The organism is Emergencia sp., assembly GCF_048465375.1.
GTDB lineage: Bacteria > Bacillota > Clostridia > Peptostreptococcales > Anaerovoracaceae > Senimuribacter.
Genome location: NZ_DBFWLQ010000011.1, coordinates 232,089 through 252,741, shown reverse-complemented (window position 1 = coordinate 252,741; position 20,653 = coordinate 232,089). Strand labels below are relative to the sequence as shown.

Sequence of the window (20,653 nt, the reverse complement as noted above, 5' to 3'; positions counted from 1 at the left end):
TTTACACATTGCTGGCATCGTTCAATTCGAAGAGATTCCCCTCAGGATCTCTGAAATAGGTGCAGCGCATACCCCAGCTTTCAATATATTGCGGTTCGCCGAGAAATTGCACACCTGCCTCTTTCAGGCGTTGGTAGTCTCCATCCAAGTCAAGGGTTGGAATCACTGCTGCGACAGTGTCTGGCTGCGCGTCAGCGTTTGGCTGTTCATAGCCGCGAAACATCGGCATGGCATATCCTGCAAAGATGGCAAAGCAGGGCGGCGCTTCACTGCTGACGGCAAAGGACGTGTAAGGTCCGTTCCGATCTCCCCAGACTGCTGTCAGTCCAATTTTTTCTGTGTAGAAATCAAAGCATTCTCCATAGTCTTTTCGCACCAAAATGCGGATTGTCGTTTCATCAAATTTCATTTCTATTCATTCCTTTCTGGTTCTATACTGGGAATTAAATTATAGACTTAAAATTTTGCTATTTCACTGTAAAAATCGGACATATTGCTTCGATATGTCTGTGGTGTCATGCCACAGACGATTTTAAAATCTTTTACGAAGTGAGAGACATCATAATATCCTTGCCTTTCACAGACGAAGTCAAGTGTGTTGGTTCGCTCATTTAAAAGCCGAATGGACTTATTGATTCGCACCAGACGAGAGAAAGATTTGATGCTCATGCCGAGATATAGGTTGAAGAGTCTGTTCAGATGACGAGAGCTATAGAAAATCTGATGGGATAGGTCTTCTGTGGTCAGTGCGCCTTCCATTTGGATGATGGTTCTGACAGCCAGAGCAAACTCTACGGGGTATTGAAATCGAATTCTGGAAATCAGAAGCGCTTCTGATGCCAGCAACAATTCATCTACTGAGGAGGACGCAGCGAAAATGCTTCGTAATGTTTTATCGAGTTGATCGTCTACAAATGAGAAGGGCAGTATTTTATCTGCCAGCTCCTTCTGACTGATTTCAGTGAATGGAAAAAAGCCTGCAGGCTGGAATTCGATGATGAATATGACACCGCATCGATTGGCAATATCGCCGACTCTCTGTGGCTTCGTAGTAGGTCCAAATAGAAAGCTGTGTGCACCAGTGTTATCATTAAATAACACAAGAGTGACGCTGCCGTGAGGCATGATGGTATAATCGTCAGAAATAGTAGACTCGTCTGGGAAGGAAATTGTAAAATTAGAGATGAAATTTGTAAGTGGCGCACAGGGAGATAGATAGGCAAAATCTTCACCCTGAATGAGGATCTCCCTGCTTTCAGATATGTCTTTTAAACTTTTTTTATCTATCATGTTCTATTTTCCTTCAGTCTATAAAAAAATGATAATTGTACTTGTCATATCGGTACTACCTGTGGTAGAATATATGAGCGAAATGATTTGTTAGCTCAGCTGGGAGAGCGTCTGGGTGACAACCAGAAGGTCGGCGGTTCGAGCCCGCCACAGATCACCAATTATATCGAAAACGCAAGGCTTTGAGGATATCGAGTCTTGCGTTTTCTTTTGCCATGAAGTGAACTTGTCCCAGGATGACATCTCGTTACAATAATTTTATGCTTTTTGGGCATATCTTTGTATTCCTGCGTAACCGGATTGCTGCCGGAAGGCTTTACCAGGGGGGTATATCCGATACTGGTTACTTTTTGGTACCAATACTCTGTTTCAAAGACTGTCATCATGCCATAAAAGTAACCACAAGCTGTACTTTTATAGATTTTGTAAGCGATATGAACTATTTTTGAAGAGAATGACATCTGATGCTGCCGTGGAGTTACGCACAAACTTTAGAAAGGCATCAAAAAACCTAACTCTATTATAAAAAAAGCCTGACTTATACCCCTATACCGTATATGCACGATAGACCAATGAGTAGAAGCTACACCTCTGTTCCAATGAACTTGACCTAGGCACATATCATTTACGACATTATTTGGAATCTTTTCATGCTGTTTCTATCGCCATCCTCGCTGCCGTTTCGCCGTGAATCATGGTCGTATCAAAGAGTGGAATATCCGTATGATTCTGCTGCATCAGCAGGCCGATTTCTGTGCAGCCGAGAATGACGCCTTCTGCGCCTTGACGTGTCAGGCTGTCTGCGATTTGGTAGAACCGCTTTGACGATTCCTCACCAACGATGCCAAAGCCGGTCTCGTTGTAGAGGACATGGTCGATGAACTTCCGATCTTCCAGCGTTGGGATTATCACTTCCAGGCCGCGCTCTGTCAGCCGACCTCTGTAAAAATCTTCTTCCATGGTAATCCGCGTGCCGAGTAAGCCGATTTTCTTGATACCTTTCGCTAAAATCGCATCGGCGGTAGCATCTGCAATGTGCAGCAGAGGCGTTTTGATTTTGGATTCGAGGAATGGCGCATGCTTGTGCATGGTGTTGGAACAGATGATATAGAAGTCACAGCCTGCTGCCTCGATCTGTCTTGCACCCTCTAAGAGAACCTGCGCCTGCTCCTCTTTTCTGGTCACAAAGACCTCCTGCAAATTGACGTTGGCCAGAACCATCTTGGCACAGTTGTACTCTCCCAGAGCATCAGCAATATAATGATTGATGTACTCGTACATCTGAAGAGAAGAGTGCCAGGACAGGCCGCCGATCATACCGATTGTTTTCATATCACACCTCCGATTACCTGTTTTGTTCAGTTTACCCCAGGAAGATATGATTGTCAAACGTCTAAGATATTATGGACTTGCATCGCTCAGTTTCTCCCTAAATAATGTGCAAAGCGTTCAACTGAGGAAAAGTACCTTATGGGAAAACAGGAATCTGGTGTTCCGTGGTAATCAGCTGGACATTCTCCCTCATTGCGGCTAAAATAAGAATTAGAAAATATGATCTGGAGGTAAATGTATGAGAGCATACGAAAGATTTTTAAAATACGTCATGTACGATACCATGTCCCTGGAAGGCAGGGAGTCGGTGCCAAGCACACCAGGACAGAAGGCCTTTGCAGAGGTCTTGGCATCTGAACTGCGAGAATTTGGCATTGAAGATGTACGCCTGGACGATAAGGGATACATCTATGGCAGTATCCTGTCCAACATTGAGAAAGAAGTACCGGTCATCGGCTTCATCGCCCACGTCGACACTTCTGATGCGCATCCTTCTCCTGCAAAAGCGCCGCGGATTATCGAAAAATATGACGGCCGCATCCTGGAATTGGCACCGGGAGTGGTACTGAATCCAGCTATCGACAGCAATCTGCAGAACGCTATCGGCTGTGATATCATCGTTACCGACGGAACCACTCTGCTGGGCGGTGATGACAAGGCCGGTGTAGCCGAAATCATGACCGCGCTGGAATACATTACTTCCCATCCTCAGTTCAGACATGGCAAAATTGCATTTTCTTTTACTCCTGATGAGGAAATCGGCACCAGTCAAGACCACTTTAACGTGAAGGCCTTTGGCGCAGACTTCGCCTATACGGTGGACGGTGCAGACTTTGGCGATATCGAATACGAAAACTTCTACGGTGCATCGGCAAAGGTGACGGTCAGAGGCGTTTCCACCCATCCGGGAGAAGCCAAAGACAAGATGAAGAATGCTTCCCTGATCGCCATGGAGTTTGACGCACTGCTGCCGCCTTGGCAGAGGCCGGAACATACAGAAAACTATGATGGGTTTTATCATCTGCTGCGCATTGCCGGTGACTGTGAAAACTGTCAGATGGCATATCTGGTCAGAGAACATGACGATGCTAAGTATGAAGAAAAGAAGGCTTACATGGAAAAGGCGGCTATGCTGCTCAACGAAAAGCACGGCGCGGGAACAGTGCTCCTTGAGATTGAAGACGGCTATCGAAACATGGCGGAGATGGTGCGTCCCCACATGCATCTGATTGAATTTGCCAAGGCTGCCATCGCGGAATGCGGTGTAACGCCACGTGTGCCTGCTATACGCGGCGGTACTGACGGTTCAGAGCTCTCTTACAAGGGTGTGCCTTGCCCTAACTTGGGAACTGGCTCTTTCAATCATCATTCGCTGACGGAGGTTGCTAACATCGACCACATGGATCAGTGTGCGCAGGTGCTTTTGAAAATTATGGCAAAATATGCGGAGTTTGAAAAATAAGACTGCCCAACTGTTCACGCTGCATTGCTGCGGATGGGAACTCGGGAACCGGGTTTTGGGCCGTAATAGCAGCAAAAAAGGGCCGCAGCCTAGCGGTTTACATGCTAGTGCTGACAGCCCTTATCTAAAGTGACTTTGCGTCGCCATTTTTCACGAACTCCAAAATCTCGATGATTTTCTTTTGCTCTTCTTCGCTGAACTGATGGAAGATTCTTAATAGCTCTTCTTCACGGGACTTTGATGCGGCATCTGCGTCCACATCGTCGCGCCCGGCATTTAGAATGGAGTCAACCGAAACATGGAAAAGTTTGGAATAATAGAAGAGAACGCGAAGATTTAGTTTGGTGCGGTTATTTTCGATGTTGCTGATAAACGCTACAGTGCAGCCCAGATCTGCGGCTACCTGTTCCTGTGTGAAAGCGTGTGCAGTACGCAGACGTTTCATCTCCATGCCAACTTTGAGAAAGTCCAGTTCGTCCATGATGTTACCTCCTGCCTGGTATATACTTATAGATATATTTTAATATAACCATCAGTAGAAAACAATTGGCGCAGTTGGTATATAAAATTATACTTATCAATATAATACTTCTCGAAATAGGAGGAGTGTTTCTTCAGTACCAAACGTTTTGTCGTATGACATTCTGCCCAAAGAGGGGGACACATCCGCCTTCATTTTCGTTTTTTTGCTTGTTACTTGCACCTTTTTTGATTATCGTAAACCAATCCGCCTTCATTTTTGAATTCCAGCTCCCTACTTGCGCAAAAGAGAAGAATTAAGACGAATCTGGCGAATTTCAAGGTCAGATCAAGGGCATTTGCCCTTCCGTACGGTTGAACCCAGCCAGATTCATGACATATATTTCGTTTAATGGTAATTTATGTATGTAAGCATGAGTTCCTGCAAAGGGAGTGGTGCAAGTAAACTTAAAAAAATTAAAAATGAAGGCGGAAATCTATGCCCGGGCAGCATTTTGTGCCGTGATGCCCTGCTTTTTTCAAGAATGAAGGCGCGCAGAGCGCTCAGGAAACGCAGGACGCAGTTTGATTAGAATTGCTTTAGGCAGAATGTCATACGATGCGTTCCATGCCAGCCATAGGCTGGGGAACGCGTCGTATCCTAATTGTGCCATATCTCTATCTCATAGAATGGACGGCCAATTTATATATGCCAGAGCCGATTTACTGGGTTCTAAAACTGGGAGCGCCTCTCAGTTTTATTTGGCTGGCAGGATGCGGCTTGATCGCCCTGATTCGAAAGCTGCTTTGTGCCAATATCTGGCTGCTTGCAGGTATCAGCATCATGGCTTTTTACGTTTGTGAACGAATGACCAACTCTATGCTGGATAACTTTATCGGCAGTGATGACTCGTGGCAATTATCAGAACACTATCCCGTGGTCTATTATGGACCGGCGGCGATGCTGATTTTCATCGGACTGATGGTATCATTGTACCGTTACACGAAAAAAACTTCTCGATGATGGCGGTAAACACAAAAAAGTCCGCCTAAAAAAAACGGAGCGGAAATATAAAACTTTCATTTCCGTCCGTTTGGTTCCTTTGTTGTCATATCAGAGAGTTGGTTTGCTGCTGCAGGCCAGTGCCCGACACTGAAGTTTGGTGCTTTCGTTTGCCAGCACCTTCAGCAAAGACTGCGCCGCCGATAATCAGTGCGCCGCCTACTCCTTGCAGGAAGGTAAGACTCTCACCTAATAGAATTACGGAAAAGACCACCGCGGACAGAGGCTCCAAATATCCGCAGACCGAGACCGTTCCAACAGACAGAGATTGAATCGACGAAAAATACAAGTAGCAGCCGACGCCGGTATTGACCAGACCGATGATCAGAATGGGCAGCAGGTTTTCTGAAATGGAGCCAAAATGCAGCCCCTGCTTAGCCAGAGTAAATACTGCCACAGTGAAGAAACTGGCTGTCAGCTGATACATGGAATTCGCAAGGCCCGTGATACTGCGGGCTTTTTTGCTGGAAATGACCAGAACAGCGTAGAAGACTGCCGATAAAATGGCATAAATCAGCCCCTTGGAGAGACCGCTCGTAAGAACGGAACCGCCATTGATCAGAAACATGCCCGCTAGGACGACGGCCATACCGAGGACTTTGGCCGCGGATAACCTTTCATGGAAAAGAAGGGGAGACAGGGCCATGACGATGATGGGTCCACAATAGTAAATCAGCGTTGAAATGCCGACACCAACCATTCTATAGGCTTCAAACAATACCAGCCAGCAGGCACCCATGGCGGCGCCAGAAAGCAGCAGATAAGCGAAGTGTTTCTTATTTTGTGGAATCTGCAGGCGGCCTTTGCTGATTATAAAGAGCAGCAGCAAAAAGGCGCTGCCAATCAAAGTACGAAAAAAGACGATTTCGTGGCTGGGCAGAAGGATGTGGCTGGCAACAATGCCGTTGGAGCCGAACAGCAGCAAGGCAGCGAGATACTTTAAAAATGCGGTATTTACTTTCATCAAATCAGGTCCTTTCTATTGATTCTAATATCTTTTTAGTGTATCATTTTCACTAGAATTACAAAAGCGAATTATTCTCATAGGTTTTATTACGAAAACGGATGGAAAATGGATACAAATTTACAGAAATATATGGCCTTCTTAAAAACAGTGGAATACGGTAGCTTTACAAAAGCGGCAGAGGTACTTCATTACTCCCAGTCCGGCATCAGCCGCATGATCGGCGATCTGGAAAGGGAGTGGAATCTGTCTGTCCTGGAGCGGGGACGCAGCGGGGTAAGCCTTACTTCTGAGGGCATAAAGGTGCTGCCTTTCGTACAGAACGTGTGCCGGGAGTATCAAAACCTGCAGGAGCAGATAGATCGTCAGTGCGGCCTGGAATCAGGGCTGATTCGTATCGGCACCATTTCCAGTATTGCCACCCATTGGCTGCCGTCGGTAATCAAGAAATTTCAGAGAGATTTTCCTAATATCGAGTATGAATTGCTGTCGGGCGACTACGGAGAAATTGAAGAGTGGCTTCTGGCGGGCAGGGTGGATTGTGGTTTCTTGCTGCTGCCTGCTTCTGCTGAACTGGAGATCACCCCTTTAAAACGAGATGAAATGATGGTGATTCTGCCCCAGGATCATCCCCTCGCGGACTGCGAAACTTTTCCTTTGAAGGCGCTAGAGGAAGAGCCCTTTATGCTCCTAGAACGGGGAGAAAAATCTCAGGTATCGGAGCTGCTGCGGCAGCGGGGTCTGCATCCTAAAGTGCGGTTCATTACTTTGGACGATTATGCCATCATGTCCATGGTGGAGAGCGGTCTGGGAATCAGCATTCTGCCTGATTTAATTTTGCAGCGGACGCCTTACCGCATCGTAAAAAAACCGCTGGCGGCGCCTGCATATCGGGAACTGGGTCTGGCCATGCGGGATAGCAAAACCGCTTCTGCGGCCGTGAAGAAATTTTTGACATATGTATTGAAGGAGACGACAAATGGAATCATTGAAAGAACTATATAGAATTGGGCGGGGCCCGTCCAGTTCACACACTATAGCGCCGACAAGGGCGGCGGAACTTTTTGCAGCAGAAAATCCTGGAGCGGATCATTTTCGGGCGACCCTCTGCGGCTCTCTATCGAAGACTGGAAGAGGCCACATGACTGACACGGCGATTCTCGATGTCTTAGGACGGACAAAATGCGAAATTATTTTCAGCGACAGACCTGATGAAGAACTGCCTCATCCCAATACGATGATCTTTGAGGCTTTTGCTGCAGATGGCCATGGGATGTCTGCCTTGGAGGTTTACAGTGTAGGCGGCGGACGAATCGCCATCAAAGGCCGTCCGGCTGAAAAGGCGCAGGACGTTTATCAGTTGTCTACTTTTGAGGAAATCAGAGATTACTGCAATGAGAAAAATATGCGGATCTGCCAGTATGTCTATGAGACAGAAGGAGAAACCATCAAAGAATATCTGTCTGAAATCTGGCAGCAGATGAAGCGGACCATTGAGGCAGGTCTGGCAGCGGAGGGAATCTTGCAGGGCGGACTTGCCGTGCAGCGGAAGGCGCGCTATCTATACCGTCAGAATCATATCGACGAGAGTCCGCAGACCAGGGAGAATCGTCTGGTCTGCGCTTTCGCTTATGCCGTCAGTGAAGAAAACGCTGACGGCGGCACCATCGTCACGGCACCAACCTGTGGAGCCAGCGGCGTTTTGCCGGCAACCCTTTACTACATGCAGCAGTATCGCAGGCTGCCTGATGAGAAAATCATCGATGCCTTGGCGACGGCTGGAATCATCGGCAATTTGATCAAAACCAACGCTTCTATCAGCGGTGCAGAATGTGGCTGCCAGGCCGAAGTAGGCAGCGCCTGTTCAATGGCGGCGGCAGGGCTGTCTGAATTGTTTGGCATGGAAATCGATCAAATTGAATATGCGGCGGAAGTGGCCATGGAGCATCATTTGGGACTGACCTGCGACCCCATCAGCGGGCTGGTGCAGATTCCCTGCATCGAGAGAAATGCCGTAGCGGCCATGCGAGCCATGAACGCTTTGAGTTTAGCGAACTTCCTGACGCACACCAGAAAAATTTCCTTTGACGTGGTAGTGAAGACCATGTACGAAACGGGCAGGGACTTGTTCAGCAAATACAGAGAGACCAGCGAAGGCGGTCTTGCCAAGACCTATTTTGAGTAAATGACAAAAGCCGCAGGTTGGGCTCCTGCGGCTCGTTCAATTACCGTAAGTGATATTTTGCGGTTAAATTGAATCTTACCGCCCCCTTTCCCCTTTTGCTGTGGTGATGTCTTTATCGTGCCATATGCACTCGGCGCTGCATTCGCTTACGCTCGTCAGCTGCCGGGTATAGACATTGTACCACCAGCGGCCGGTTCTGTCCTAGACAGAACCTTACAGTAAACTTGCATTTTTGAAAGGTTGGAACAGATGATGATTGGTATTTATTTTAGTGGTACAGGGAATTCACGGTACTGTATCAAAAAGTTTTTGCTAGAATATGATCGACAGGCGAAAACCTGCTCCATTGAGGCGGAAACGGCTGCTCAAGAAATTGAAGGCCATGAGGAAATCATATTTTGCTACCCGGTGCAGTTCAGTAATATGCCTAAAATCGTCAAAGACTTTATCAACCGCCATCATACCCTATGGCGGGGCAAACGAGTCTTTGTCATTGCTACCATGGGCTTGTTCAGCGGCGATGGAGCTGGCATTTTGGCGAGACTGCTGCAAAAGTACGGGGCCGAGGTGATAGGCGGGCTGCATTTAAAGATGCCGGATAGCATCTGCGACGAGAAGGCGCTAAAACGATCGTTAGAGGAAAATCGAAAGCTGATAGCTCGGGCGGAAGTTAAAATTAAAGAAGCTGCCGAAAATCTGCAAGAAAACAGGCCGCAGAGAGAGGGTCTTGGATTCCAGTATCATTTAGCCGGGCTCTTTGGACAACGCCTATACTTCTATCATAAGACGAAAGATTATACTGACCGGCTGAAGATTGATGTCAAAAAGTGTATCGGCTGTGGCAAGTGTGTAAAATTGTGTCCTATGAAGAATCTCTTCCTGCGAGATGGCACAGCAGCGGCAGGCGGGCGCTGCACCATGTGTTATCGCTGCATCTGCCAATGTCCGGCACAGGCGATTACCCTGTTAGGGAAACAGGTAGTGGAACAGTGTTATATAGAAAAGTATCTGTAAACGAGGAGAGGAATCATCAAGTTGAAAGAGGGAGAAGAAATGTCACGTAAAGAAAACATACTGGGTTATTATTCAAAAGAAATTGCTGAAATCAAGGCAGCCAGCCTTTATAAAGAAGAACTGCCTATCACTTCCATGCAGGGGCGATCGGTGACTTTAGCAGATGGCAGGCAGCTGCTGAATATGTGTGCCAACAATTATCTCGGTCTGTGTGATCATCCGCAGCTGATTCAGGCAGCAAAAGATACTTATGACGCAAAAGGCTATGGCATGTCTTCTGTGAGATTTATCTGCGGCACTCAGGATATTCACAAGGAACTAGAGCAGGAAATCAGCCGTTTTTTTGGCATGGAGGATACCATTCTCTACGCTTCCTGCTTCGATGCCAACGGGGGACTGTTCGAGACGATTTTGACGGAGGAGGACGCTGTCATCAGCGATGAACTGAATCACGCCTCTATCATCGACGGCGTGCGGCTTTGCAAGGCGAAACGCTATCGTTATAAAAACAATGATATGGCAGATCTGGAAACACAGCTGCTTGCGGCTGATCAGGCAGGAGCCAGGATCAAGTTGATCGCTACAGACGGCGTTTTTTCCATGGATGGTATCATCGCAAATCTGGCTGGAATCTGTAATCTGGCCGACAAGTATGATGCTTTGGTTATGGTGGACGACAGCCATGCAGCGGGTTTTGTCGGCAAAACCGGCAGAGGAACGCCGGAATACTGCGGCGTCAGGGGACGGATTGATATTCTGACCGGCACATTGGGCAAAGCTCTGGGCGGCGCATCGGGCGGTTATACGGCAGCTCGCAGAGAAATCGTAGAACTGCTGCGTCAGAGAAGCAGGCCATACCTCTTTTCTAACACCTTGGCCCCAGCCATCGCGGGAGCCAGCTTGGAAGTGTTCAAAATGCTGGGGGAGAGTACCAAGCTCCGCGACCATCTGGAAGAAATCACAGGCTGCTATCGGCAGCAATTGATCGGGGCTGGATTTGATATCGTCGAAGGCAGTCATCCCATTGTGCCAGTGATGCTTTACGACGAAGAACTGGCAGTAGAGTACGCGAGGCGCATGGTGAAGAAGGGCGTTTATGTAGTGGCCTTCTCCTATCCCGTGGTTCCCAAAGGGAAGGCGAGAATCCGTACGCAGGTATGCGCTAGTCATACGAAAGACGATATTGATTTTATTGTAAACGCATTGAAAGAGACGCGCGCGGAAATCGGCAGATGATGAAGAAGTACCCATTTCACTTAAAATGGAATAGAGGGCTTTGTAAGATCGTCTGCAAAGGTTGCGGCACGCCTCTGCGGCAATTATGGTAGTCTAAATGCTTAAGAATGTGGTAAAATAGAGTTATGAAAGAAGGTGTTTATTTGAAAAATAAGAATACATCCAAGTTCATCAGTTCGCTGATTTATGCGGCGCTGGGTTTGGTTTTGATCGTATATCCTACTTTGATTGGGGAGACCATCTGCTGGATGCTGGCGGGAGCTGCGGCGGCAATGGGTGCCGTTTACCTGATTGGCTATGCCATGAGCAAGGGAAGCGCACAGTCAGATGAAAGTTCTAACGGGCTGGCGACAGGTATCGTCCTGCTTCTTTTGGCGGTGTTCATCGTCATCAAATCGGAATTCGTCATTTCTATCATCCCCTTTGTTCTCGGATTTATGATTACTGTCAAAGGCGTTGTCGGCGTACAGAGTGTCATCAATCTCAAACGTTTCGGATACGGCAGCTTCAAGGGGAGCCTCATTGCAGCTGTCTTGGTCATGATCTTCGGTATCGTCATGATGATGAATCCATTTTCCACGGTGAAAATCCTCTTCACCATGATCGGCATCGGATTGCTGACCAGCGGCATCGTCGATATCGCTGCAAATATCATGATGACCAGGGAGATGAAGAAGTTCAAAGACGATTAAGAATGTGTGTGACTAAAAAGCTGCCTGCATTCTGGCAGTAAGTGCCCTATCTCATGTCCACGCCGTATCACCACGAAAGTTACGCTTGCTAGGAACTTGAAAATAGCATATACTGGTAACAAATGAATTGCTATCATGATACAGGGGGACAACATATGGAAGAGAAGCTATCTCATAAGATTTATGCTGAAATCCGCAACGGCATCATTGACGGAGAGTATTCTGCCAGAGACTTTCTTAGCGAAGGGCAGATTGCGAAAAAGTACGGGGTCAGCAAAGCGCCAGTCAAGGAGGCGCTGCACATCTTGGCAGACCAGGGTTATCTGATCAGCTATCCGAGACGTGGTTATATGATCAACACTTATTCAGATGAAGAACTGGACAAAATTCAGGAAATCCGCAAGACGTTGGAAGGACTTTGTGTCCGTCTTGCTATCACCAACGCCAGTGATGAGGAGCTTGAAACGCTTCGCTTCTATCGGTATGGAGAGACTCGTGCTCTGGATCCAAGAGAGACGGTCAACTTCAAGTTCCATATCGGACTTGCCCGGCTGTCAGGGAATGAATTTTTAGTGGACACCTTGATTCCACTCGTTATCAAGGCTTCTATGAACAAAATTAAATGTGATCCGGACATCGATAATTTTGACAAGATTATTGATGCAATGCAGGCCAGAGATGAGGAAAAGGCTTTGCAGTACCTGGATGAAGATATCCGATATCTCAAGCGGAAACAATAGCCGTCTTCTTCCGCAGATAAAAGAAGTAGAACAAAGGGAGACTGTATCATAACCATCGGGGTTTGATACAGTTTTTTTCTGTCTGAAAATTTACAGAAAATTTGTGAAAGGGGCGGAAAGAGATTGACAACTGATATCATCAGTGATAATATCAATAAAACGACATCGTGAAATTATCAGTGATGATATCAAAAGAATCTGAAAGGAAACCTTAGAATTATGGAAAGAAAAGAAAAAAAGAAAATTGGTATGATAGGAGCGTTACTTATGGGTATCGGCTGTATTGTCGGCTCTGGTATCTTTGGAACGCTGCCTACAGTCATAGCGGAATATGGTCCAGGCATCATTTGGGCTCTGCTGGGCGCCGCTTTTGTCGTCGTGCTGCGCTCCCTGTCTCTGATGTACACCAGTGCGGCCATTCCATCCAGCGCCGCGCAGTTTATGTGGGCGACAAAATTGATGCATCCTTATGCAGGCGTATTCGTGTCTCTGTCATCGATTTTGATGCCGACTATGGTATCTCTGTTCGGGACGCTGTTCGCTATGTACTTTACCCCGCTCTTTCCTAGCCTGCATATCAGCAGTACGGCAGCGGCAGTGGGGCTGCTGGTCGTGTTTGCGGTCATTGCATGGTTCGGGAATAAGACGGCTGTCTCAGTCAGCAATATCATGGTTGCTTTGCTGATGATTGCCATCTTTTTATACATCGTGCTCGGTCTGCCAAATTTGGATACAGATAACGTTACCTTTGGAGAAATCGTCAAGCCGGGAATCGGTATCAGCAGTTTGGCAGCGGCAATTGGCGTCCTGACGTCTTCCCTCTCAGGTGCAAGTTCAGTATGCCAGATTGCCGATGATGTGAAAAATCCAGGAAGAACCGTGCCCTTTGCCTTAGTTTTCTGCCCAGTTATCGTTGCCGTTGTCTATATCCTCATGGCTGTAGTCACCATCGGCGTAGTGCCATCGGCTGAAGTGGAGTCCTTGTCCCAAGTGGCTTCTCATTTCATGTCACCGGCGCTGTTGACCTTTTTCATCATCGGCGGTCCAATCTGCGGGATCATCACCTCACTGGTGCCTGTAGCCTTAGCTTGCGTGGCGCTATTTGAGTTTTCCGCACGTGAAAAGGTGTATCCGGCAATCCTTGCAAAGAAAAACAAACACGGCGTTGCATACTGGAGTCTGTTCATTGTCATGGCAATTGCCATCGGGATTTGTGCTACAGGCGCAACATTCGGCGTGGTTATGACAGTTTTCTCCTTTTGCAACACCATTTCCGAACTGCCAAATACCGTGTCTCCGCTATTCGCCTGTAGAAAGTATCCTAAATGCTGTCAAAATTCCAGCGTAAAAATGGGTGTAAGGGTTGCCCAGTGTCTGGCGCTTCTCACTTGCTTCATCTGCCTCTACCTCAGTGTGCAGATGGCCTTGACTTTGGATCTCAAGACTGTAGCCCTGATTCTGGCAGTCTATGTTATCGGTTATATCTACTTCTTTATTCGCGCAAAGTATCTAAAGGGCAAGGGGGAAGATTTGATGGAGGAACTGAGACGGCCATATGCACCTTGGGAAGAAAAAGAAGCTTCTTATCAATAAGAAATAAATAAAGAGGAATATCATGATTGATTTTAGTAAGACAATATCTGATTTCAGAACTCGTGTCCCGGCAGCCCAGGATTGGGCTTACTTTGAGACAGGCAGCACCGGATTGGTTCCGGACTTCGTCTATGAAGGCGTCCGCAGGTACATAGATGATCGATACCTAAAAGGCGGCGACTCCAAGTGGGTTTATGAAAAGGAGACGGTTGGAACACTGTGCATGCATCAGCGTTCCAAAGAAGCCATTGCTGAGATGATTCACTGCAAACCGTCAGAAATCGCTTTCGGGCTGAGTTCTACCCATCTGTTCACCATGGTCACAGAATGCATCGATTATGCGGAGGACGATAATATTGTTACGGTACAAAAAGGCTGGATTGGCAGTCGTTTCGCCTGGCAGAAACGGGAGGCAGAGGGTCTGAAAATCCGTTACATCGAACCGGATAACGGCATGGTTACCGTAGAACGAATTATCGCTGTTTGTGATGAGCACACCCGTGCTGTCGCCGTTAATCTGGTCGAAAGCAATACCGGCTATAGGATGGATATGGATGCCTTGGGTAAGTTCTGTGCTGAGAAGGAGATTTTGTTGTACGTTGATGGTGTGCAGGCGCTCGGCTCTCTGGAGGTAAACGTGAAGAAGTGGAATATCGACTTCCTTGTGGGCAACGACTACAAATGGATGATGAACTTCTGCGGTACAGGCTATGCCTACATCAGTCCAAAAGTACAGAAGCTGATCAGCCACTGGGGGGCTGGCTGGATGTCAGATACGGATCGCTTCAACACTGCAAAGGACCGCTTGCAGTTGAGAGCTGACGCAGGCCGCTATGAAATTGGACATCAGCATAACGATGGAATTTACGGTCTGGGTCTTGTGGCTACGCAGAACAACCGCCTTGGTCTATCCAGCATTGAAAATTATGTTTGCGGCCTGGCAGATTATTTTTGCAGCAGAGTAGAAGAGACTGAGGGGATTCGGCTCAGCTACGATTTCCCCAAGAAGAACCGCTGCCAGATTGTGCCTGTGAAACTGGAAAATGGCCTACAGGTTACCGAAGCAGATTTTATGGATGCAAAGGTCTGTGTTCATATAGGTGAGTATGATGAAAATGAAGAAAGAGAAATGCGAATCGGTTTTCATTATTACAATAACAGAGAAGATATAGACCGCTTTTTTGCGGTGCTGAGGAAAGGAAAATAAGATGAACGAGATTGAGAAGAAGCTGCAAGATCTGGGAATCACATTAGACGCAGGACCGGATCCCATGGCCAATTATGTAAGTGTACAGAAGGCAGGAGATATCTGGTTTTTTTCTGGGGCGGGTCCCTTTGAAAATGGTAAACCAGCAGTGTTTGGCAGGCTAGGTGAAAATATGACAACCGCGGAAGGCTATGATGCTGCAAGGTTAGCCGCTATCAACCTTCTGGCCATTTTGAAAAGAGAGTTGGGCGGTGACTGGAATCGCTTAGAACAGGTTGTAAAAATCCAGGGGTTTGTCAACAGCACGCCGGATTACTTTGAGCAGCCAACTGTCATTAATGGTGTATCAGACCTGCTTGTAGAAGTATTGGGAGACAGAGGGCGTCATGCGCGTACAGCTGTGGGCACCAACGTGCTGCCATTTCGTATTCCGTTAGAAGTGGAAATGATTATCAAAGTAAAATACTAATCCGCTTTGCGATTATAGGCGGGCTAAGGCTTTTAACAAAGGGCAGGTTGTGCGCATTCTGCAGATAAAGAAAACAAATATGTAATACTCAATTTATGCAAGGGAGGATGGCAGCATGTACTTAGTTGCTATCCTCCTTTACATATGTTATGCTAAAGCAAAGAATGGGTTGCCGGGCAGTCAATCGTCTGCCGGCGGATTGAATCAGAAAAAGAGGTATTATATGAAACAGAAAAAAATAGGCTTAGGTTCAATATCCCTGCTCCTTGTCATCGTGGCTGTCCTATGGAGTTACAATATTTCCGGCTATTGTCTGGGCGATCAAATCCTGCATACACTGAACCTGCCTGCCTGGTCCAATGAAGCAGCGACACCTGAGCGTACACTTTCCATAGTGCCCTTTGGAGATGAGGCACGGGGTGTTCACTACACCGTATTCTATGCATTAATTCTGCTTGTACCAGCATTTCTGCTGGCCATAAAGAACAAAGAGGATTTGTTTGCCAAAGTTGGAAAATGGTCCTCGCTGGTTCTTACTTTGCTGCTATTGATCAGCCCGCTGTTTATGATTCTTTAATTACTGATCAGGGAGAAAGGAATTCAACATGTATGAAAGAATACTTGATAAGCAAAACGAACCGACCATAGCTGAAATGACGGCCTATTGCGGTGAGAATGGAGAACTGTTTACTTTATTGAATGAATGGCTGTCTCAGACATACGGCACTGCGCAGAATGTCACGTTTCCCTATGGCAATTATTATGGATGGGGAATTGCCCACAGAAAAAAGCAAAAACTAGTGTGCAATATCTTCGCAGAGAATAACGCCTTTTCGGTGATGATCAGATTATCAGATAAACAGTTTCAATCGGTGTATGAAGAGGTGCAGGCATATACCAAAGCGTATATTGACAATCAATACGCCTGCGGTGACGGCGGATGGATTCACTATCGGGTCACGTGTAGGGAGCATTTTGAAGATATTCAGAAATTGTTGGCCGTAAAATGCTCATAATACTATGGAGAAAATCAACAGGCCCGAAAGGCAGGAGGTTTATAAAATGATTCAGATTAGAAATGAAGAGGAACGCGATTTCAAGAGAGTGGAGGAAATCACCAGAGCCGCTTTTTGGAACTTATATGTGCCAGGATGCGATGAACATTATCTGACCCATATCATGCGCTCCCACGAGGATTTTATCCGAGAACTTGACTTTGTAATTGAAATCGATGGCCAGATCATCGGCAGCATCATGTATACGAAGGCGAAACTCGTCGATGAGTTTGGGAAAGAAAAAGACATTCTCACCTTTGGTCCAGTCTGTATTTCACCGGCATACCAGAGAAAAGGGTATGGCAAAAAATTAATCGAGCATTCCTTTGAAAAGGCGGCAGCCCTCGGTTACGATGTAATCGTGATCTTTGGCGACCCTGGTAACTATGTAAGTTGTGGCTTTCAGAGCTGCAAAAAGCACAACGTCTGTACTGCGGAAGGGACCTATCCGGCGGCGATGCTGGTAAAAGAACTGCAGACTAGCGCTTTGGACGGACGAAAGTGGATTTATCATCAAAGCTCTGCTTACGAGATAGATCAAGAGGAAGCACAGCGTTTTGACGCAGGGCTAGAGAAATGGGAGAAAAGACATCAGGCCAGCCAGGAAGCATTTTACATCCTCAGCCACGCCATCCTCCAATAGCGTAAAAGCAGAATATCCAAAAAGGTGCACTTAAAGCAGCTCGGCAAACGGGGATTTGTATCAGATGAGAGACATAATCGTTTCCTGCGTAATAAAGATGAATGGCTTTTTATGGTTTTTTGCAGGAAAGACAACTCAGGATGTCATGATTCCTGACCCCTGGAACAAAAGCGCCACGGTCGTTTTGTACTTTTTGTTATGTTTATGCGCATCCTGCACAAGAGCATGTCCGGAAAAGGATGTATAAACGTAAGATACCCCCGCTGTTACAGGCGTGGGCCTCCGAAAAACGGGCACGGGTTATTTTTTGAAAGTATTCCATCATCAAAAGGCCCTTCTGGCAGTCCCCAAAATAACCCGTATAGCTAAATACTCGTGTTTCACAACATCAGAGAGCGGTCCCGGTGAAATATTTTGTGCAGAACGGAGAAGAAATGCTCAAAAAGTACAAAAGCATCGTGGAAAGCACACCCAGTCCATCCTCTAGGAGGGCTGGCAGTCAGAAAAATCTCGATTTGCCGTTCTACCAGAATTCCAGAGCGTTGAAATAGTGTGTTTTCCAGTACAATACTTCTTTATTGGGGGCCGCCTATGGAGGCGGCGCCTATTAAATTGCAGTTTATTTTGTGATCGGTGCAGTCTGTTCGATCAGCCACTCTGCGACTTCTTCGTCTACCAGGGGCATCAGCGTCTCCCGGACCTTTTGATGGTAATCGTTGAGGTAATCCAACTCTTCCGCGCTCAGCCGCTCAGATAAAATCGCTTCTCGGTCAAAGGGGCAGAGGGTGATGGTCTCAAAAGAGTAGGAACTATCTGGCATCTCCACGCAGAGCAGTTCGTTCTCCAGCCTGATGCCGTATTCTCCTTCAATATAGACACCTGGCTCGTCTGACGTAATCATGCCAGGATAGAGAGGACATCTGGTTCCTTTTGGACTGATAATCTGTGGCCCCTCGTGGCAGCTGAGGATATGACCGACACCGTGGCCGGTGCCGTGACCGTAGTCCAGGCCTATGGCCTTCAGCGGCTTTCTGGCGATTTCGTCAAGCTGGGCGCCGGTGGTACCGGCTTGAAACCTGGCAGTTGCCAGGTCGATGTTGCAGCGCAGCACAGCGGTGTAATGTTCTTTCATCACGTCAGTGATCGGTCCCAGGACAATGGTTCTGGTGATGTCAGTGGTGCCATCCTCATATTGCCCGCCGGAGTCCACTAGGAGCAATCCCTCTGGCTGCAGAACTTTATTGGTTTCAGGCGTTGGGTCGTAGTGAATGATGGCGCCGTTGTCTGCATAACCGGAGATAGTCCCAAAGCTCAGGTCAAACCAGCCTTTCTGCGACCGTCTGCAATTTTCCAGATAATCGACAGCGGAGATTTCGGACATGGGGATTTTGCCGATGTTTTTCTTCAGCCAGTAAAGAAAATTGACCATGGCGATGCCGTCTTTGATATGGGCATTTTTCGTAGCAGCAATCTCCACAGGATTCTTCAGTGCCTTCATCAATTCTGCCGGATCTGAATCGCTGATGATTTCCACAGAAGGGGGAATCGCAGCGGTCATAGCGTAGCTGGCAATTTCTTCATCCAACAAGATCTTACCGCCCGGCAAATTCCTCAAATCTTCGAAAATCTGCAGATATGGGAAAAAATTCTACGCCGTCAATCGCCAGGTCTGCCGAATCGTCCAGCACATAGAGGCAGGCTCTCTCCTGCTGTATCAAAGCAAAGGAGAAAAACACGGGCGTATTGGCCACGTCCTTTCCGCGCAAATTGAAGAGCCAGGCGATTTCTTCCATCTTAGTGATCAGATGATAATCAGCGCCTTTTTCCGCCATGTAGCGGCGGATTCTCGAAAGCTTTGAAGTGGCTGATTCACCGGTGACCGACTCAGGGATAGAATAAATCTTTGTTCCGTCAAGGGCGGGGCGGCCAGTCCAGATTTCGCCGACGAGGTCCATATCCCAGCGCACCTTGAAATTTTCTGCCAGCTGGCGGCCCATATTGCAGTCCACCACTCTGCCGTCAAAGCCCAGGCTGCCCTCACCTGTCAATACCGTTTTCAGGTATTCAGGGATGGACGGAACACCAGTCTGGCCCATCTTCATCAGGCCGATGCCCGTATCAGCAAGCTGCGATGCAGCCTGCAGGAAATAGCGGCCGTCGGTCCAGAGCCAAGCTTCCTCCCTGGTAATGACCAAGGTTCCGGCGGAACCAGAGAAACCGGAAATGTATTTTCGGCACTTGAAATAGTCGTTGACGTATTCTGATCCGTGATAGTCCGTAGTTGGAATCAGATAGGCGTCAATCTGGTATTCCTGCATTTTTCTGCGTAGATCGATAAGCTGCTGTCTCATAAATTTTCCTCACTTTCTATTTAAACAAACTCTTTGGTACTTTTTTGTCGATTACATAGGCGACGATGCCAATCATGATACCGCTGGCAATCCCCGAAAACATCAATATCGGAAAATAGAGAAACATTTTCAGGTTAGAAACGACGAGAGCGGCTACGAGCAACTGCCCCATGTTGTGAGCGACTCCGCCGGCCATGCTGATGCCGACCATGCTGAAGAGCTTGCTTTTTTTGAGCAGCCACATGACGGTCAGACTGAGAAGCCCTCCGGCGAGAGAGTAGAGCGCTCCGAAAACGCCGCTGAAAAGCAGTCCGGCAATCAGGATGCGCAGAGCATTGATGGCAAAAGCATATTTGAAGCTCATCTCATAGAGAGCGATGATGACAACCAGGTTGGCGATGCCCAGTTTGACACCGGGAATCCCTGCATTGAAAGGGATGATTGCTTCTACATAGGAGAAGATCAGCGCCAGACATGCGAACATGGACGAAATTGCGAGGCGCTTTGTCCTCAGCGAATTCTTACTAATTTGAGATTGCATCATATTCCTCCTCTCCGCCGGTGATTTCCACCATCACTTTGTTTGGCAGACAGACGATGCTCTGATTGGTCCTGCTGATTTTTCCGTCTTTGACGCAGACCTGGTTGCGACAGTCAGAATAAGACATTTGCACTGTTTCGTCTTTTATGGTAATCTTATTGAGGTGGTTATTTTGTTGAATTTCTATGGTCTGATTTTCGACCAGGCTATAGGTGCCGTAAAGCTTGCCGTCAACAGTGACGACGACTTTCTGTCCCTGGGTTCCAGATGCGGCGGACCACCAGGACAGGCCCAGGCCGATTAAAATCAAAACCACAAATAAAGCGATATCCGCTTTTTTGATTATTTTAAACATTT

23 protein-coding genes and 1 tRNA gene are annotated in these 20,653 nt (G+C 47.3%); 15 read left to right on the top strand and 9 right to left on the bottom strand.

What is annotated here, in order from left to right; all coding sequences use genetic code 11:
• Position 1: 1 nt before the first annotated feature.
• Together ACMQ5W_RS10255 and ACMQ5W_RS10250 are read right to left on the bottom strand one after the other, a co-directional pair.
• Positions 2-409, bottom strand: a complete 408-nt coding sequence (locus tag ACMQ5W_RS10255) for a VOC family protein (RefSeq protein ID WP_419025105.1) — start codon at positions 407-409, stop codon at positions 2-4.
• 47 nt (positions 410-456) lie between these two features.
• Positions 457-1,290 carry a helix-turn-helix domain-containing protein gene (locus ACMQ5W_RS10250; protein WP_419025104.1) on the bottom strand — a complete coding sequence of 278 codons (834 nt, stop codon included), beginning with the start codon at positions 1,288-1,290 and terminating at the stop codon, positions 457-459.
• 84 nt (positions 1,291-1,374) lie between these two features.
• Here ACMQ5W_RS10250 and ACMQ5W_RS10245 point away from each other — a divergent pair.
• A tRNA-Val gene (locus ACMQ5W_RS10245) sits at positions 1,375-1,450 on the top strand.
• Positions 1,451-1,938: 488 nt separating this feature from the next.
• On the opposite strand, the gene ACMQ5W_RS10240 is transcribed toward ACMQ5W_RS10245, so the two are convergent.
• Positions 1,939-2,622, bottom strand: a complete 684-nt coding sequence (locus tag ACMQ5W_RS10240; RefSeq protein WP_148491239.1) for an aspartate/glutamate racemase family protein — start codon at positions 2,620-2,622, stop codon at positions 1,939-1,941.
• A 238-nt stretch (positions 2,623-2,860) separates the two neighbouring features.
• Here ACMQ5W_RS10240 and pepT point away from each other — a divergent pair, with 238 nt between their 5' ends.
• The gene (gene pepT / locus ACMQ5W_RS10235; protein ID WP_419025103.1) at positions 2,861-4,084 is read left to right on the top strand and encodes a peptidase T; all 1,224 of its coding nucleotides are present in this window, start codon (positions 2,861-2,863) and stop codon (positions 4,082-4,084) included.
• A gap of 124 nt (positions 4,085-4,208) precedes the next feature.
• Here pepT and ACMQ5W_RS10230 read toward each other — a convergent pair whose 3' ends face one another.
• A complete protein-coding gene (locus ACMQ5W_RS10230) occupies positions 4,209-4,565 on the bottom strand; it encodes a helix-turn-helix domain-containing protein (protein ID WP_148491242.1) in 357 nt (118 codons plus the stop codon).
• 597 nt (positions 4,566-5,162) lie between these two features.
• Between ACMQ5W_RS10230 and ACMQ5W_RS10225 the strand changes: the two genes are divergently transcribed.
• Positions 5,163-5,567 (top strand): hypothetical protein, encoded by a 405-nt coding sequence (locus tag ACMQ5W_RS10225; protein WP_148491244.1) that lies wholly within the window; start codon positions 5,163-5,165, stop codon positions 5,565-5,567.
• 85 nt (positions 5,568-5,652) lie between these two features.
• Here the strand turns inward: ACMQ5W_RS10225 and ACMQ5W_RS10220 are convergent, their stop codons facing one another.
• Positions 5,653-6,570, bottom strand: coding sequence for a DMT family transporter (locus ACMQ5W_RS10220; RefSeq protein ID WP_419025102.1), 918 nt, complete (start codon positions 6,568-6,570; stop codon positions 5,653-5,655).
• A 108-nt stretch (positions 6,571-6,678) separates the two neighbouring features.
• Here ACMQ5W_RS10220 and ACMQ5W_RS10215 point away from each other — a divergent pair, with 108 nt between their 5' ends.
• The 12 genes from ACMQ5W_RS10215 (at position 6,679) to ACMQ5W_RS10160 (ending at position 17,404) form a co-directional block, all read left to right on the top strand.
• Positions 6,679-7,575 carry a LysR family transcriptional regulator gene (locus tag ACMQ5W_RS10215; protein WP_419025101.1) on the top strand — a complete coding sequence of 299 codons (897 nt, stop codon included), beginning with the start codon at positions 6,679-6,681 and terminating at the stop codon, positions 7,573-7,575.
• A complete protein-coding gene (locus ACMQ5W_RS10210; protein ID WP_419025100.1) occupies positions 7,550-8,755 on the top strand; it encodes an L-serine ammonia-lyase in 1,206 nt (401 codons plus the stop codon). Before ACMQ5W_RS10215 ends, ACMQ5W_RS10210 begins: the two co-directional genes overlap by 26 nt.
• Before the next feature lie 249 nt (positions 8,756-9,004).
• Positions 9,005-9,769 (top strand): EFR1 family ferrodoxin, encoded by a 765-nt coding sequence (locus tag ACMQ5W_RS10205; protein ID WP_419025099.1) that lies wholly within the window; start codon positions 9,005-9,007, stop codon positions 9,767-9,769.
• A 39-nt stretch (positions 9,770-9,808) separates the two neighbouring features.
• Positions 9,809-11,005 (top strand): glycine C-acetyltransferase, encoded by a 1,197-nt coding sequence (locus ACMQ5W_RS10200; RefSeq protein WP_419025098.1) that lies wholly within the window; start codon positions 9,809-9,811, stop codon positions 11,003-11,005.
• 143 nt (positions 11,006-11,148) lie between these two features.
• On the top strand, positions 11,149-11,697 hold the full coding sequence (locus ACMQ5W_RS10195) for a DUF308 domain-containing protein (protein WP_419025097.1): 549 nt from the start codon (positions 11,149-11,151) through the stop codon (positions 11,695-11,697).
• A 155-nt stretch (positions 11,698-11,852) separates the two neighbouring features.
• The gene (locus tag ACMQ5W_RS10190) at positions 11,853-12,437 is read left to right on the top strand and encodes a GntR family transcriptional regulator (RefSeq protein ID WP_419025096.1); all 585 of its coding nucleotides are present in this window, start codon (positions 11,853-11,855) and stop codon (positions 12,435-12,437) included.
• A gap of 219 nt (positions 12,438-12,656) precedes the next feature.
• Entirely contained in the window at positions 12,657-14,030 is a 1,374-nt protein-coding gene (locus tag ACMQ5W_RS10185; protein ID WP_419025095.1) for an APC family permease, read from the top strand.
• Positions 14,031-14,052: 22 nt separating this feature from the next.
• Positions 14,053-15,237 (top strand): aminotransferase class V-fold PLP-dependent enzyme, encoded by a 1,185-nt coding sequence (locus ACMQ5W_RS10180; RefSeq protein ID WP_419025094.1) that lies wholly within the window; start codon positions 14,053-14,055, stop codon positions 15,235-15,237.
• A gap of 1 nt (position 15,238) precedes the next feature.
• Positions 15,239-15,706: a RidA family protein gene (locus tag ACMQ5W_RS10175; protein WP_419025093.1), complete on the top strand. Its 468-nt coding sequence runs from the start codon at positions 15,239-15,241 to the stop codon at positions 15,704-15,706.
• A gap of 223 nt (positions 15,707-15,929) precedes the next feature.
• A complete protein-coding gene (locus tag ACMQ5W_RS10170; RefSeq protein ID WP_419025092.1) occupies positions 15,930-16,283 on the top strand; it encodes a hypothetical protein in 354 nt (117 codons plus the stop codon).
• A gap of 28 nt (positions 16,284-16,311) precedes the next feature.
• On the top strand, positions 16,312-16,722 hold the full coding sequence (locus ACMQ5W_RS10165; RefSeq protein ID WP_419025091.1) for a DUF3788 domain-containing protein: 411 nt from the start codon (positions 16,312-16,314) through the stop codon (positions 16,720-16,722).
• Between the two features lie 46 nt (positions 16,723-16,768).
• Positions 16,769-17,404, top strand: a complete 636-nt coding sequence (locus ACMQ5W_RS10160; RefSeq protein WP_419025090.1) for a GNAT family N-acetyltransferase — start codon at positions 16,769-16,771, stop codon at positions 17,402-17,404.
• Between the two features lie 619 nt (positions 17,405-18,023).
• Here the strand turns inward: ACMQ5W_RS10160 and ACMQ5W_RS10155 are convergent.
• From ACMQ5W_RS10155 to ACMQ5W_RS10140, 4 genes are read right to left on the bottom strand one after another with little or no spacing between them, the layout of a single operon-like run.
• The gene (locus ACMQ5W_RS10155; RefSeq protein WP_419025089.1) at positions 18,024-18,992 is read right to left on the bottom strand and encodes a M24 family metallopeptidase; all 969 of its coding nucleotides are present in this window, start codon (positions 18,990-18,992) and stop codon (positions 18,024-18,026) included.
• Positions 18,993-18,996: 4 nt separating this feature from the next.
• Positions 18,997-19,755 carry an aminopeptidase P family N-terminal domain-containing protein gene (locus ACMQ5W_RS10150; protein WP_419025088.1) on the bottom strand — a complete coding sequence of 253 codons (759 nt, stop codon included), beginning with the start codon at positions 19,753-19,755 and terminating at the stop codon, positions 18,997-18,999.
• Between the two features lie 16 nt (positions 19,756-19,771).
• Positions 19,772-20,296, bottom strand: coding sequence for a Gx transporter family protein (locus ACMQ5W_RS10145; protein ID WP_419025087.1), 525 nt, complete (start codon positions 20,294-20,296; stop codon positions 19,772-19,774).
• Entirely contained in the window at positions 20,280-20,651 is a 372-nt protein-coding gene (locus ACMQ5W_RS10140) for a NusG domain II-containing protein (RefSeq protein WP_419025086.1), read from the bottom strand. The genes ACMQ5W_RS10145 and ACMQ5W_RS10140 overlap by 17 nt, the downstream gene beginning before the upstream one ends.
• Between the last annotated feature and the right edge of the window lie 2 nt (positions 20,652-20,653).

What these genes read in the sequence shown, in the direction of transcription:
- ACMQ5W_RS10230 (WP_148491242.1), bottom strand. Translation starts at nt 4,565, where the DNA reads ATGGACGAACTGGACTTTCTCAAAGTTGGCATGGAGATGAAACGTCTG.
- ACMQ5W_RS10240 (WP_148491239.1), bottom strand. Translation starts at nt 2,622, where the DNA reads ATGAAAACAATCGGTATGATCGGCGGCCTGTCCTGGCACTCTTCTCTT.
- ACMQ5W_RS10150 (WP_419025088.1), bottom strand. Translation starts at nt 19,755, where the DNA reads ATGAGACAGCAGCTTATCGATCTACGCAGAAAAATGCAGGAATACCAG.
- ACMQ5W_RS10205 (WP_419025099.1), top strand. Translation starts at nt 9,005, where the DNA reads ATGATGATTGGTATTTATTTTAGTGGTACAGGGAATTCACGGTACTGT.
- ACMQ5W_RS10200 (WP_419025098.1), top strand. Translation starts at nt 9,809, where the DNA reads ATGTCACGTAAAGAAAACATACTGGGTTATTATTCAAAAGAAATTGCT.
- ACMQ5W_RS10190 (WP_419025096.1), top strand. Translation starts at nt 11,853, where the DNA reads ATGGAAGAGAAGCTATCTCATAAGATTTATGCTGAAATCCGCAACGGC.
- ACMQ5W_RS10175 (WP_419025093.1), top strand. Translation starts at nt 15,239, where the DNA reads ATGAACGAGATTGAGAAGAAGCTGCAAGATCTGGGAATCACATTAGAC.
- ACMQ5W_RS10185 (WP_419025095.1), top strand. Translation starts at nt 12,657, where the DNA reads ATGGAAAGAAAAGAAAAAAAGAAAATTGGTATGATAGGAGCGTTACTT.
- ACMQ5W_RS10145 (WP_419025087.1), bottom strand. Translation starts at nt 20,296, where the DNA reads ATGCAATCTCAAATTAGTAAGAATTCGCTGAGGACAAAGCGCCTCGCA.
- ACMQ5W_RS10225 (WP_148491244.1), top strand. Translation starts at nt 5,163, where the DNA reads ATGCGTTCCATGCCAGCCATAGGCTGGGGAACGCGTCGTATCCTAATT.
- ACMQ5W_RS10220 (WP_419025102.1), bottom strand. Translation starts at nt 6,570, where the DNA reads ATGAAAGTAAATACCGCATTTTTAAAGTATCTCGCTGCCTTGCTGCTG.
- ACMQ5W_RS10215 (WP_419025101.1), top strand. Translation starts at nt 6,679, where the DNA reads ATGGATACAAATTTACAGAAATATATGGCCTTCTTAAAAACAGTGGAA.
- ACMQ5W_RS10250 (WP_419025104.1), bottom strand. Translation starts at nt 1,290, where the DNA reads ATGATAGATAAAAAAAGTTTAAAAGACATATCTGAAAGCAGGGAGATC.
- ACMQ5W_RS10165 (WP_419025091.1), top strand. Translation starts at nt 16,312, where the DNA reads ATGTATGAAAGAATACTTGATAAGCAAAACGAACCGACCATAGCTGAA.
- ACMQ5W_RS10180 (WP_419025094.1), top strand. Translation starts at nt 14,053, where the DNA reads ATGATTGATTTTAGTAAGACAATATCTGATTTCAGAACTCGTGTCCCG.
- ACMQ5W_RS10255 (WP_419025105.1), bottom strand. Translation starts at nt 409, where the DNA reads ATGAAATTTGATGAAACGACAATCCGCATTTTGGTGCGAAAAGACTAT.
- pepT (WP_419025103.1), top strand. Translation starts at nt 2,861, where the DNA reads ATGAGAGCATACGAAAGATTTTTAAAATACGTCATGTACGATACCATG.
- ACMQ5W_RS10160 (WP_419025090.1), top strand. Translation starts at nt 16,769, where the DNA reads ATGATTCAGATTAGAAATGAAGAGGAACGCGATTTCAAGAGAGTGGAG.
- ACMQ5W_RS10210 (WP_419025100.1), top strand. Translation starts at nt 7,550, where the DNA reads ATGGAATCATTGAAAGAACTATATAGAATTGGGCGGGGCCCGTCCAGT.
- ACMQ5W_RS10170 (WP_419025092.1), top strand. Translation starts at nt 15,930, where the DNA reads ATGAAACAGAAAAAAATAGGCTTAGGTTCAATATCCCTGCTCCTTGTC.
- ACMQ5W_RS10140 (WP_419025086.1), bottom strand. Translation starts at nt 20,651, where the DNA reads ATGTTTAAAATAATCAAAAAAGCGGATATCGCTTTATTTGTGGTTTTG.